Here is a 13,015-nt window from a genome sequence, read left to right as displayed (position 1 = left end):
ACCGAAGCTCAGCGACCGGCCACGGGCATTGTCAGCAACTGCAAGCGCTGGGCAATGGCGGCGGCCGGAGCATCGGGGCGAATCTTGCTCCAGCGTTTGTTGGCGACATCGCCGACGATCAACTGGGTCGAGTGTTGTTCGGGAGTGGGCACGATCTGGCCGATACGACCGAGTACCAGATCCATCTGCGCCTTGTCGCCGGTCAGAAAAAACCAGTGGGGGTCATCGGCCCCCTGCTTCAAGGTGTAAGCCTTGAGCACCGCCGGTGTATCGCGCAGCGGATCACTGGTAAGGGAAATAAAGGTGATGCCCTCGGCCTTGTCGCCCAGCAACTCGCGGACTTCCTTGAGCTTGCGGGTAATCAGCGGGCAGGCGTCATTGCAACTGGTGAAGATCACGTTGAGCAGCACCACCCGGTTATGCAGCGCATCGCTGTAGAAACGCAGGGTGTCGCCGTTCTGATCCTGCAACGGGGTGTCGGTGAACCAGGTTTTTGCGTCGTGGGTGCCCGTGGCCGGTTGCGCCGCAGCCACCACTGGCGCCTGTTGCTGGTGACCCTCATGGGCGATCGCCAGCAGGCTGATGACGCAGAAACACAGGGTCAGGAAGATCAGCAGAAGCGCTCTCATGGCTGTTGCTCCATGGCAATCGCGGTGTGTTTGGCGTGGGTGCGCAGGCCGCTGAGTTTCTCGACTTCCTTGGTCAGTAGCGCCGGGTCGGTGAAGCCGTAGTAACGGGTCCAGTGGCGGCTGTTGCCGTCGCCGACGAGGATCAGCGGCTGGTGATTCTTGAAGTCACCGCTGAAGCTGCCGAGGCCCTTGAGGGTTTCGTTGATCGATTGCGGCGAGCCGGTGATCCAGCTCCAGCCCGGGCCTTTCTGGAACGCCCGGGCATAGTCGCGCAGGCGCTTCGGGTCGTCGCGCTGCGGGTCGATGCTGATCGACACCAGTTGCACTTCCTTGCCCACCCGCGAGCCGAGCGCGGTCTGCACCTTGCCCATGATCGACGACACCACCGGGCACACCGTGGTGCAACTGGTGTAAATGAAGCCCATGACCACGATCTTGCCTTGCACCAGGTCCTGCTCCAGGCGCACGGTCTTGCCGTTCTCATCGAGCAGCGGCACGTTGGCGAATTTGACCTGGGCGTGCTCCTGGGTGTTGGCGACGGGGGCCTTGTGTCCGGCGTGTTCGTCCACCGAATGGGCCTGGGCCTGATGGATGCCGACGGTCAGCAGGCACAGGGTCAGCAGGCCGCGAGATGCAAATCGGTTCATGGCGAATTCCTCTTCAACGAGTCGGGTCGGGGGTTACCCGGACACTGGCAAAGGTCTGGTCATCGAAACCGGCACCCAGCGAGGCCGCGCGCACGTGCAGATACCAGGCACCGCTGCGGTCGAGGGTCACCGGCGCCTCATACACGCCGTCCGCCACTTCCAGCGCCGCCACTTCACGGGGACGCGAGGTCGGAGCGAGGAAGTAGCGCAACTGCACGTCCTTGACGCCGCTGCGTTGCAGCCTCTGTTTGCCCTGGACGATGCGAAAGCGCACCACGTAGGGGTCGTTGAGCGCCACGGCGGTCTTGTCCAGCAGGAACTCGACCTTCGGCTTGCCAACGTGCTTTTGCGGCTTGCCGTCGTCCTCGATCTGCGCGGTGAAGCAATGAATGATGTTCGGTTGATTGAGCAGGAACGCCACGTCGAACGTCCCGGCCGGCGGCAGCTTCACCCGCGTGCTGTAGAGCCCCGGCGACACCTCGCGCAGGCTGCGGTCGATGACCATGGCCGCGCGGGCGATCTGCCCACGGTTGGGGTAGCCGGACATCGGCGCGTTCATGCCTTCGGCGTAGAAGTAGGTGGTGTTGTCCACCGGGTTGACCACGAACACCGCGTTGTCGTCCCGCGACACCGCCAGGCTCGAGGCCAGCGGCAGATCCCCGGCCAGCCGTGGCGGCTGCGGCCCGGCCTCGAAACCCTGGCTGATCGGCTGGCGACCTTCGCCGAGGGACGCGAGGTTGATCATGGTGACTTTCGGCGAGGCCAGCCCGCGCACGTAGGCGTAGGCCTTGGTGAACACCACCTGGTAGGGTTCAGCGGAGACGTCGAGGTCGTGGATCGCCGCGTCGTTGGCGGCGTCGATCACCGTGGCGCGGTTCTCCACGGTGTTGAGCACGACGCCGAAGCGGCCGTCAGCGCTGAAGCCCATCGGGCCGAGGCCCTGTTGCAGTTTGATCACCCGCCGTACCGCGTGGCTGATCGCATCGATCACGGTGACGCTGCCGTCCCGGCCATCGGCCACGTACACCGCGCCGGACAGCGGCGAATAGGCCACCGACAGCGGGCTGCTGCCGGTCTTGAGTTGCCGCAGGATATTCAGGCTGGCGACGTCGATGACGCTCAGGGTGCCGTCGTCGCGATTGCTGACGAAGGCGAAACGGCTGTCCTTGCTGAAGCTGATTTCGTGGTGCCCGCGCCCGGTCGCCAGATGTTTGAGAGGTTTCAGGCTCTGGGTGTCGATCACCGTCACCCCGGACTCTTCAGCCTGGGTCGCGTTGTTGCCGACCCACAGCAGGCGTTCGTCCGGTTGCAGCGCCACGCGCACCGGTTGGCTGCCGGCGGCGACCGCGTCGATGACCGTGAATTGCTCGCTGTCGATCACCGCCACTTCCCCGGCGGCGGGCATCGACACGAACACGCGCTTGTTGTCTTTGGGCGTGACCCAATCCATCGGCGGTTGCTTGAGTTCAATCCGCGCCAGGGTGCTGGTGATCCCGCCGACCGACACCGACGGGTCGACCACCGCAATGCTCGCATCGCGGTTCATCACCAGCAGGAAATAGCTGTTGAGGTCGAGCAGCGGCCGGGCGCCGATATTCGACTTGAGGAACGTGCCGACCCGGGACTTGCAGCTTTTGTCGCGCCCCTGGGCCTGGTCAGCGGCGAGCGTTTGCGGATCGATCCACGCCCCCGGTGCCACACCGGACAACGGCTGGCCGGACGCGCTATCGGTGACGCGGAACTGCACGTCGGCGAACTCGCCCTCACGCAGTTTGCCGTCACTGGCCAGCGGCTTGAGCTGGAACGCCACGTTGACGCCATCGCGGGCCAGGGTCTGGCCACTCCAGGTGTCCGGCAGCGCGACCTCGCTGAGCATCGCCGACGGCGCCGTGCGCCAGACGCCGAAGCTGATCAGCGCGCCCGCCACCAGCAGTACACCGGCGCTGATTCTGATGATCCTGTTCATACCGCTCTCCCCTTCAAACCTGTGCCCGACATCACCGCCCCCATGAGGGAAACATCAGCCCGCTCCCACAAGGGGGCTTGCCTTTCAATCACTGGCCCTGCGGGGCCGGCTCCGGCTCGTTGGTCACCCGCAACAATCCCCACAGGCCCGAAGTGTTGCCGTAGGCGGCGTAGTCGCGGAACAGGTAGTCCCCCGCTATCGCGTTGCTGCCCCCGGCGCTCGGGATCATGAAGCTGAAGTGCGCGGCCGGCAGGACGCTCTCGTGGGCGCCGATGTACATCGACATCGGGTTGTAGCCGAAGCGCACCGAACCCACCCCCGGCGCCCCCATCGGATAACCACCGGTGTCGCTCTTCTCGGCCAGGAACGGATTGACCGACCACACATGCCCGTCGAGCTGGAACGTGGTGCCACGGCTGCCACCGGTCGGCATCAGGATGTGGGTCCGGAACGGCTGCCCCGGTTTGGCATACAGCACCGGCGTCTGTGGATCGCCCCCCACCAGCGCGTTGCTGTAGGCCATGTGCGCGTTGGTCATGTCGCCGTAACCGGCGCCGTCGGCATGCCCGAACGGCGCATCCGGGGCGAGGCCGAAGCGATACCACAGCGGCTCGGTCTTGTAGTTGATCGCCATGCTCGAGTTGTCCTGCGGGTCGGTCGGCACACCAAAGCCTTCGGCCGCGATGCCTTCCACCGGCCGGCCATTGGCCCAACGGGTGTTCAGCGCCTTGTGCCAGACCATCGCGAAGTCGCGGTAAGGCGTTTGCCCCGGCGCGGTGACCGTGGCGTTGACCTTGCGCACATCGTCGACCCAGGTGGCGCCGGCCGGCAGGATGCTCATCGCTCCGCCCAGGCCTTTTTGCGGCTGCTTGATGACGTCCGCCGGAGTGATGTTCAAGCCGCCGAACTCCACCGCCGTGGCGTTGATGTTGTCGACGCTGCGGCCCAGTTGGGTCACCGGTTTGCCTTCACGCTCCAGGTGCCCGGCGTAGTACTGATAGGTACGGGTCGGGTACGCGCCGCTGTTGCCCACCCGTGGCGGCACGGTCTGGATCGGGTTGGCACCGACGTTGGCGCCGTCGGACTTGGTGATGTCGTAGGCCAGCAGTTGCGCGTGCAGGCCAACGTGGCTGGACGGCCGCATCAGGTTGTTGCTGAAGGTGGTCGAGCCCAGGCCGCTGTTGCGGTCACGCTTGACGATGCCTTGCATCACGGCGGTTTGCGTCAGGTCGGGCATCACGCTCGGCAGACGGTTTTCCAGGGTGATGTTGATGCAGTCCCCGGCCGCCGCACGCAGCACCAGCGGTTCGACGGGCACACCGGGTTTGAGCTTGCCGGTGACCGGATCGAGGTCGGACTTGCGCACGTACAGGATCGCGGTCGGATCATGCAGCGGCCCGCTCTGCCCGCCGATGGTGATGGTTTCACCATCCTCCGGATCGGTCACGGTGACTTGCGGAATGCTCACCGTCCGCGAGTTCAGCACCAGGGTGCCGCCCGCCGGATTCAACGGCCCGCCGACATGCTGGCCGAGCCCGGCAGGATCGCCGAGGGTCAGGCCCAGCGTGTTGCCGAGGATGTCGTTGGCCAGCGCCGCCACCACGTCATAGTTGCGCTGCACCGTCGGCCGGGTGCCGATACCGTTGGGGTTGGCGCTGATCCGTGGGCAACTGCCCTCGAACGCCACGGTGTTGCGCATGCCCGCCGGACTCGGGTTGTTGGGGATGGCGAACAGATCATTGCGTTTGGCCGTGTAGTTGCGCATCACCCCCCAGATTCCGCTCCAGTAGCCTTCGATCGAGGCGTCCATCGAGTACAGGTAGTCACCCGTGGTCGCGGCGGAGCTGGAGAGCATCGACACCGGCGCGATGAAGCCCATCTGCTCGGAGATGCCGATCATCTGCGACGCGCGCCAGCCCGAGTTGGAGCTGTTGCCGAAGCCGGAACCGCTTTGCAGCCACTTCACGCCGTGCAGGGTGACGTTGTGTTCTTCTTCGTGGCCGCCGGCATGTACCCGCAGCCGCACGTTGTCGCCGGTGTAAGTACGCAGCATCGGGGTGAACGGATCACCTGCCTCGCTGCCGCCGGTGTTGATGTGCGGCGGGAACAGCGTGGTGCCGCCGGTCGGGCCGGTGGCCGAGGTCACCAGGTTCGGCGCCAGGTTCATCGCCGGGATCGCCCGGTCGGTACGGCTTTGCATGGCATACGCGAGGTCGCCGCCGAGGCCGTCGGCCTGCATGCCGCGCTTGCCGTCCGGGCCGACCTTGTTCGGGTCGTAGACGCGCAGGGCCAGCGGCTCGTTGCGATAGTTGACGACGAACATGCCTGGGTCATCCACGGAAATCGCTTGCGGGCATGGCCGGCTCGGGCAGCCGGGCACCTGACCGCCCTGCACTTCCAGCACACCTTCGAGCAGGCTGCTGGCGTTGTTGCGCACCGGCGGGTTGATCGCGTAGCGGAAGCTGTCGGCAGTGGCCGGGAAGGCTTGCGGATTGGGCACGCCATTCGGCCCGGCACCGACATACACGCCGGCCTCATAGGCGTGCTGGAAGTCGCTGTACTCGAGGAAGAACTCACGGAAGCTGTCGTTCTTGCCGTCGCCGTCGAGGTCGCCGGTATTGATCACCGCTTGCCACGATGTCGGCCCGCCGTCCTGACGCGCACCGCTGTACAACGGCGCGCCGGTTTCGGCGTGGAACCAGGTGGAACCGGCCGGTTCCGCCAGCACCGTGGCGTAGAGACCGATCTGTTGGTGGGTCGATGGGCCGAGGTGGTCGTGGGTGAAGATCGTGCCGAGGCCGCGATCCACGCCTTTGATGTTGACGACCGGGTCGACGAACCAGCGCTGCATCGCGGTGCGCGCGCCCATCCAGTCGCTGCGCCCGTATTGACCGAAGAACGGATGCGCCTTGGCTTTCGGGCAGGCCTGGGTGCCGTCACGCGGGTCGGTGCCTGCGCACTGGTTGAACTCGCGGATCGCATGAATGCGCTCCTGCACCGCACCTGGGGAGAGCACGCCGTCCTCATAGTTCCAGCCGTTGGAGGAGCCGTCGGCGGAGGTCAGGTCCCATTTCGGCAGGTGAATGTGCTGGCCGATTACGTCGGTCGGGGTGCGCACCTGATAGTCGTCCATCTCGTAGACGGCCGGCACCAGGTTGGTTTGCTGGTATTGCACGCAGTCGAAGGTGTTCATGCGCATCACCAGCGGCTCTGGCGGACGCTGCTTGGTGATCACCGGCCAGGCGTCTTCCCACAACGCGAGGATGCGCGCCTGCGGGAAGTGATAACCGGCCTTGTTGTACACCGCGTCGAACTGGATGTTGGCGGCTTTGTAGATCCGTGGACGGTCGGCGGTGAAGGTCGAGGCGCCGACGAACGACAGGCCGTCGATACGCTCACCACTGTTGAACTCACCGCTGCCGGCGCTGGCGGTCAGGCGTTTTTGCCGGTCGTCCATGCACGGTTCGTAGTACGGCGCACCGGCCATCGGCAAGGCGCCGTTGGTGCGGAAGTTGCGCGCGACGATCTGACTGCCGGGCAGCAAGGCAAAGCTTGGGTGATCCTTTTTCGCGTGGAACGCCATCGCCGCCTGTTCGACTTCCGTGCCCTCTTCCGGCAGGTAAATCGGTTTGGCGCGGGTGACTTCCTTGGAGAAGTCCAGCGAAGTGGTCACGGTATGCGCCTCGCCACCGGCGGAGACGCCGTCCAGGGCGTGACGCTGCAAACCGCCGTCCCAACCGCCGGACTGCGCCGGGTCGAGGTTGGCCCACAGCGCCTTGCCGCTGGATTTGAGCGCCTGCGCGGTGGCGGCGTCGAGCATGTCCAGCGGTGGGGTTGGCGGACGTTGGCCGACCGAACTTTCCATGCCGCCGATCCAGAATGGGTAACCCGGGTTTTTCAGGGTGCCGTCGGCGTTGCGGTTGGCTTCGCTGCGATCCACCAGTGCCAGCGAGCCGATCGCGCCTGAACCGGCGTTGCCGCCGTGGTGTTCGCCGTCGTCGTCAGCCTCTTCTTCGTCCTCGTCGTCATCGTTGCCGGCGACCAGGGTTTCGCCGACTTTCGGCACCACCACGACTTTGCCGGGCATCGGTGCCATGGCTTTGCCGGGCAGCGGCACGACGGCGGGAATCGGCGTGCCGGCAATGATTTCGCCGTCCGGCAAGGCCCGAGCGCCGGCCGCCGGTTTACCACTGCGCAGGGCATACGGTTCGCTGTGATAACCGTCGGCGCCTTGCGCGGACACCTCCAGTCGGGTGCCCTCCTCGAACACATCATGCACCCGCCACATGGCCCACATGCCCTGGGCGAAGTGCGGATAGAAGTGGCAGTGATAGATCGCATCGCCCGCAACCCGGTTGCGGTTGCCCGAGCCGCCGTTGGCGATTTCATAGGTGTAGCCGGCGCCCGGCCCGATGCCCTGGGCGTCGACGTAATCGGAGTTGTCATCGTTGGGGTTGAACAGCCACTGGTGGCCGTGCAGGTGGAAAATGTGCTGCTCGTGGCCGTTGTGGGTGTTGCGGAATTTGACGAAGTCACCGATGTAGCTGTGGTTGACGTTCGACGGCTCCGACGGATACAGGGCCATGGTCGCTTTGACGCCGATCTGGTCGGCGCGGGGTGTCTGGCCGGGGGCGATGTTCTCAAGCCCGGTGTTGGCCGGCACGTCCACCAGCATCGCCACGTCACCGACGGTGTGCGAGCTGAGGAAGAATTCTTCATAGGCGCAGGACAGGCAATCGTGCATCGGCCCCACGCCCAAACGGTTGGCGACCACTTCGGCGCCCATGCCGCCGGAGCCGTAGTTGATCATGAACGAATCGCGGGTCGGCTCCAGCACATGGGCCATGACCGGGTCGGCCCAGTAGGCGGGAAACGCCTGGGTCGCGGCGGTTTCATCCTGGAATTGCGAGGCGAAATCGCGGAACGGTTCCAGCCGGTTGGGAATCGCCGGGTTGCGTTTGCCGACCGACTCCAGGGCATAGGTGCTGGGCGGGAAACTGCCGTCGGCGTTGCTGCCCATCACGATGGCATCGCTTTCGCTGGAGATGATTTCGCTGCCGTCGACCATGCTGATGATCGGCGTGCCGGCCTTGCCTTCACGCAGCCACGGCTCGCGTTGCGGGTAGCGGGCCTGGTAGTCGACGATGGGTTGTCCGGCGGGGGTGCGGCCCGTGGTGGCCAGGCGCATTTCTTCTTCGGTGAGGGTGTTGCGATAGGTACGGCCACCTTTGGGCAGCACGACGACCTGGCCGAACAGGCCATTGGCAACGTTGCCGGCCGCCCCTTCCCCGCCGAAGGTCGCGCCGCGACTGCTGACCGCAAACGCGCCCTCGCGCTCGGCGTACAGCACGTAGGAGCGGCTGGCTCCCGGCGGCACCAGGCTGTTGGCGTTGCGTCCGGTGAACGAGGAGATGTCATCGATGCTGTTCACCGCTTGCAGGCCGTTGACCTGAAACCCGACATGACGATCGGCGACTTGCTCGTCGACCTTGAAGTCTTCGGCGGCGTTGGCATTCTCGATGCCCTCTTCCTCTTCGCCTTCGTTCTCGAAATGCTTGTTCGGGTTGGCCTGATAATCGAGCAGGTTCTGCAGGTTGATGGTCAGGCAATCACCGGCGGCCACCCGCAGCACCAGCGGCCGTGGACGCTTGTCGGCCCGCAGCGAAACCTTGCCCGGCACCGCCGCGCCACCGTGGGCCAGCGACACGTCATGGTCATCGACCACATCACGGCGCAGGGCGTACATCATGCCGTTGGCGTTCTGCGCACCGAGGCGGTTGAACATCAGCGGCTGATCGAACGCCACGACGTTGGCCACCAGATTGCGCTCACAGCGCACAGCCGCGCTGGCGATCTCGACGCTGAGCATGGAGGCCAGCAAAACCAGCCAGTTCAACAGGGACGGTACGTGGTGAATGCCAACCATGATCGGAAACCTCGTAGTGGGTGCTCACAGGGAATGATTCTCGACAAACCCCTTGGAGCAATCCGCGTGCCACAAAAAAATTCGCTATCTATCAACCGGTTACATCGGCGACTTGAAGCGTTGGGGAGTATTCCCCACCCGTTTCCCCGGTTTTCGTTTGCCCCGATGTTGGGGAAAACCGGGTTGGGGACTACAACGGCGCATCCGCCGCCAGGCCTTGCAAGCGTCGGTACTGGCGCAGGACGCTGGGCACATAGCGCTGAGTTTCGGCGAACGGCGGGATCACCCGGCCACGGCTGAGCACCGCTTCCGGCCCGGCGTTGTACGCCGCCACAGCCAGGGCGATGTCGTTGTCGAACAGGGTCATCAGGCGTTTCAGGTAGCGGGCGCCGCCCTGGATATTGGCCCGGGGGTCGTAGACGTCGGTCACCCCCAACTCTCGCGCAGTGTCGGGCATCAGCTGCATCAGCCCACCCGCGCCCTTGGGTGAGGTGGCGCCGGGGTTGTAGTTCGATTCGGCGTTGATCACCGCGTGCAGCAGCGCCTCGGGCAAATGGTTGGCCGAAGCCGCCGCCGAGACCAGTTCGGCGTAGGGTTGCCTGGCGATCATTTGTGGTTGTTGATCGAGGCTCACCACCGGCATTTGCGGTTCGTGAATCACCCGTTCGTAGGTGCGTCCGGGGCGGTGGACGTTGGACAGTACGTAGCCGCCCTTGGCGTCCACGGAAACGAACACATCGGCCTCGGCGATGCCGGTCAACAGCATGCAGCCCAGCAGTCCTGCACAGATGGGTTTGAGCCTGATTGGATTGAGCATTGCGCCTCCCCTGACCGGCCCGAAAAATTGGGGGAAATGCCCCACTGACCCGTCGTGATTGAGCCGTACGCAAGCACTGTGCCGACTCGCGCCAAGCCCGTAATACAAGGGGTTCAGGCAGATGACCGGGTTTGAGTGGTGGGTGAGCATGGCAATTGCATAAGCCCTCGGGAGACACGACTGCCACTCACGGGAGGTCATCATGAAGGCGCATTTTCGTCCGCGTGCCCAACGGGGTTTCACCTTGCTCGAATTGCTGGTGGTGTTGGTGGTCCTCGGCCTGTTGGCCGGGATCGTCGCGCCGAAATATTTCGCCCAGTTGGGACGTTCCGAAGTGAAGGTCGCCAAGGCGCAGATCGAAGGCTTGAGCAAGGCACTGGATCTGTATCGCCTGGAAGTCGGCCACTACCCGTCCACCGAACAGGGCTTGCAAGCACTGGTCACCGCACCGAGCGACGAAGCGAAATGGACCGGCCCGTACTTGCAGAAAAAACTGCCGCAGGACCCTTGGGGCCGCAACTACACCTACCGCTACCCCGGCGAGAACAGCGAGTACGACTTGCTGTCGATGGGCAAGGACGGCCAGCCCGGCGGTGAAGGCGAAAACGCCGAAGTCACCAACTGGCAATAAGCGGAGCACAGCGCATGCGTTTTCATCTGAAGGCAGTGGGCAAGGCCGGGGTGGTGTCGCTGAGCGTCGAGGCGCCGGGCGATAGCGAGGCCCGGCGGATCGCCGAAGACCAGGGCCTGCGCGTGGTCAGTCTGCACGCCGAAAAGCACTGGCGCTCGCTGCGCCTGCGCCAGCGCGAAACCTTCAATCTGGTGCTGTTCAGCCAGGAGCTGACCACCCTGCTCAACGCCGGCCTGCCGCTGATCGATGCCCTGGAAAGCCTGGCGGAAAAAGAGACCGCACCGGCCGCGCGCAAGACCCTCAGCGAACTGGTGCGCCTGCTCTATGAGGGCAAGTCCTTCTCCCAGGCGCTGGGCCAGTTGTCGGCGGTTTTCCCACCCTTGTATGTCGCGCTGGTACAGTCCAGCGAGAAAACCGGCGCGGTCGGCGATGCGCTGGGCCGTTACGTCAGCTATCGCCAGCGCATGGACGAGGTGCGGCAGAAGATCGTCAGCGCCTCGATCTACCCGCTGCTGTTGCTGGTGGTCGGCGGTGGCGTGGTGCTGTTTCTGATGGGGTACGTGGTGCCACGCTTCAGCCTGGTGTTCGAAGGCCTGGGCTCGAACCTGCCCTGGCTGTCGCAGATCCTGATGAGCAGCGGCATGTTCCTGCACGCTCATCAGGCCGAGTTTTTCGGCGGGCTGGCGGCCCTGATCGTCGCCCTCGCCGTGCTGCAAAAACAACCGGCGTTTCGTCGGGCGCTGGATCGGCTGGTGGAAAAGCTGCCCGCCGTACACCAGAGGATCTTCATGTATGAACTGGCACGGTTCTACCGCTCACTGGGCATCCTGCTGCAAGGCGGGATTCCGCTGGTGACCGCCATGGGCATGGTGCGCAACCTGCTCACCCCGGCCTCGCGGGTACGCCTGGACCAGGCCTGCGAGCGGGTGCGCGAGGGGCAATCGCTGTCCACCGCGCTGGAACTCAATCGTCTGGTGACGCCCGTGTCCCTGCGCCTGCTGCGGGCCGGCGAACAGTCCGGCAACCTCGGCCAGATGATGGAACGCAGCGCCGATTTCTACGACGAAGAAATAAGCCGCTGGATCGAGTGGTTCGTGCGCCTGTTCGAACCACTGCTCATGACCTTCATCGGCCTGCTCATCGGGGTGATCGTGATCCTGATGTACATCCCGATCTTCGAACTCGCTTCAAGCATCCACTGACCTCGGGAACGGGTCGGATCAACGGCAACCACGCAATCCACGTTCCCAACCAATACAACAAAGACGGAGAACGATATGCACATTCAAAAGCTCATGCTCGCAATGGCCATCGGCGCAGTCCTGTCGGCGTCTACCGTATTGATTCCGGACAACCTTTCGGGAATGTCCAGCGTTCAGGCCAAGGAAGGAGGTAGTGGCGGCGGAGGTAGCGGAGGTGGAGGCGGCGGCCATGGAGGAAATGGCGGAGGTGGCAGCGGCGGTGGTGGCGGCAATGGAGGCGGAGGTGGTGGCAACGGAGGCGGAGGTGGTGGCAACGGAGGCGGAGGTGGTGGCAACGGAGGCGGAGGAGGCGGCGGTAGTGGTGGTGGAAGTGGTGGTGGGGGCAATGGCGGCAGTCACGGCGGCAGCGGCGCCGGTGGTGGCAGCAGCCATGGCGACAGCGGCGGTCACAGCGCCAGCGGCAACAGCGGCCACGGCTCCGCAAACTCAGGCCCCAGCGCCTCCTCGGGACGCAACGGCACCCACGCCGAACCGGGGGATGACCATGGCGTGCATCGGGCCGGTGAAATCGGCGATGACCACGGCGTACATCGTGCTGGCGAAATCGGCGATGACCACGGCGTGCATCGCGCTGGTGAAATCGGTGATGACCACGGCGTACATCGGGCTGGCGAAATCGGCGATGACCACGGCGTCCATCGCGCTGGTGAAATCGGTGATGACCGCGGCGTGCATCGCGCCGGTGAAATCGGTGATGACCGAGGCCTGCATGCCGCAGGCGAACCGGGCGATGATCGCGGCGTCCATGTCGGCGGCGAGCCTGGCGACGACAAACGCGCCAACTGACCACACCTGACACACTGCAAGCCGGCTCTCACAGGACTGAGGCCGGCTGCCAGGCCGCCATCGTGGATTCAGGCGGTTTTTCAGCAGACTTCAGATCGCAGCCCTCACCCTAACCCTCCCGAAACGTCGGACCGCCCGGAGGGAGATGGAACTGGCCATAGCGGCAGTAAAGAACATATACACCCGCCAAAACCAGGCCGGCCCGAAGGCCGCCTTCACGGGCAAGCCCAATCCCACAGAAAAGCAAAAGCCAAAGCAAAAACCGTCCGCCTCTGCTTCTCACCACTCAACACAATGAGCGTTAGCTCGAGTACCGCTTTTGATCTTGCCGTGCCGGCCCCTTCGGCAGGC

At 64.7% G+C, this 13,015-nt stretch carries 8 protein-coding genes; 2 read left to right on the top strand and 6 right to left on the bottom strand.

Translation table 11 applies throughout. The features are described 5' to 3' along the window. Positions 1 to 8: 8 nt before the first annotated feature. From N8H74_RS28565 to N8H74_RS28545, 5 genes are all read right to left on the bottom strand, one after another. On the bottom strand, positions 9 to 629 hold the full coding sequence (locus tag N8H74_RS28565; RefSeq protein ID WP_262152036.1) for an SCO family protein: 621 nt from the start codon (positions 627 to 629) through the stop codon (positions 9 to 11). Continuing rightward, a complete protein-coding gene (locus N8H74_RS28560; protein ID WP_262152034.1) occupies positions 626 to 1,276 on the bottom strand; it encodes an SCO family protein in 651 nt (216 codons plus the stop codon). Before N8H74_RS28560 ends, N8H74_RS28565 begins: the two co-directional genes overlap by 4 nt. A gap of 13 nt (positions 1,277 to 1,289) precedes the next feature. Further along, entirely contained in the window at positions 1,290 to 3,242 is a 1,953-nt protein-coding gene (locus N8H74_RS28555; RefSeq protein ID WP_262152032.1) for a YncE family protein, read from the bottom strand. Between the two features lie 88 nt (positions 3,243 to 3,330). After that, the gene (gene mnxG, locus N8H74_RS28550) at positions 3,331 to 9,168 is read right to left on the bottom strand and encodes a manganese-oxidizing multicopper oxidase MnxG (protein WP_262152030.1); all 5,838 of its coding nucleotides are present in this window, start codon (positions 9,166 to 9,168) and stop codon (positions 3,331 to 3,333) included. Positions 9,169 to 9,358: 190 nt separating this feature from the next. Further along, positions 9,359 to 9,985, bottom strand: a complete 627-nt coding sequence (locus tag N8H74_RS28545; protein ID WP_217834739.1) for a lytic transglycosylase domain-containing protein — start codon at positions 9,983 to 9,985, stop codon at positions 9,359 to 9,361. 202 nt (positions 9,986 to 10,187) lie between these two features. Here N8H74_RS28545 and gspG point away from each other — a divergent pair, with 202 nt between their 5' ends. Together gspG and N8H74_RS28535 are read left to right on the top strand one after the other, a co-directional pair. Then, positions 10,188 to 10,616 carry a type II secretion system major pseudopilin GspG gene (gspG, locus tag N8H74_RS28540; RefSeq protein ID WP_217834738.1) on the top strand — a complete coding sequence of 143 codons (429 nt, stop codon included), beginning with the start codon at positions 10,188 to 10,190 and terminating at the stop codon, positions 10,614 to 10,616. A gap of 14 nt (positions 10,617 to 10,630) precedes the next feature. Next, complete coding sequence (locus N8H74_RS28535) at positions 10,631 to 11,818, top strand: type II secretion system F family protein (protein WP_262152027.1); 1,188 nt, start codon at positions 10,631 to 10,633, stop codon at positions 11,816 to 11,818. A gap of 486 nt (positions 11,819 to 12,304) precedes the next feature. Here N8H74_RS28535 and N8H74_RS28530 read toward each other — a convergent pair whose 3' ends face one another. Continuing rightward, a complete protein-coding gene (locus tag N8H74_RS28530; protein ID WP_262152025.1) occupies positions 12,305 to 12,670 on the bottom strand; it encodes a hypothetical protein in 366 nt (121 codons plus the stop codon). Positions 12,671 to 13,015: the final 345 nt, after the last annotated feature.

Origin of the sequence: Pseudomonas sp. B2M1-30 (genome assembly GCF_025447575.1) — a bacterium.
Taxonomy (GTDB): Bacteria; Pseudomonadota; Gammaproteobacteria; order Pseudomonadales; family Pseudomonadaceae; genus Aquipseudomonas; species Aquipseudomonas botevensis.
The sequence above is the reverse complement of the archived record's forward strand: the minus strand, read 5'-3'. Positions and strand labels throughout refer to the sequence as shown.

Bases quoted from the DNA above. Each gene is read 5' to 3' on its own strand.
- N8H74_RS28565 (WP_262152036.1), bottom strand. From the start codon at position 629: ATGAGAGCGCTTCTGCTGATCTTCCTGACCCTGTGTTTCTGCGTCATC.
- N8H74_RS28560 (WP_262152034.1), bottom strand. From the start codon at position 1,276: ATGAACCGATTTGCATCTCGCGGCCTGCTGACCCTGTGCCTGCTGACC.
- N8H74_RS28555 (WP_262152032.1), bottom strand. From the start codon at position 3,242: ATGAACAGGATCATCAGAATCAGCGCCGGTGTACTGCTGGTGGCGGGC.
- mnxG (WP_262152030.1), bottom strand. From the start codon at position 9,168: ATGGTTGGCATTCACCACGTACCGTCCCTGTTGAACTGGCTGGTTTTG.
- N8H74_RS28545 (WP_217834739.1), bottom strand. From the start codon at position 9,985: ATGCTCAATCCAATCAGGCTCAAACCCATCTGTGCAGGACTGCTGGGC.
- gspG (WP_217834738.1), top strand. From the start codon at position 10,188: ATGAAGGCGCATTTTCGTCCGCGTGCCCAACGGGGTTTCACCTTGCTC.
- N8H74_RS28535 (WP_262152027.1), top strand. From the start codon at position 10,631: ATGCGTTTTCATCTGAAGGCAGTGGGCAAGGCCGGGGTGGTGTCGCTG.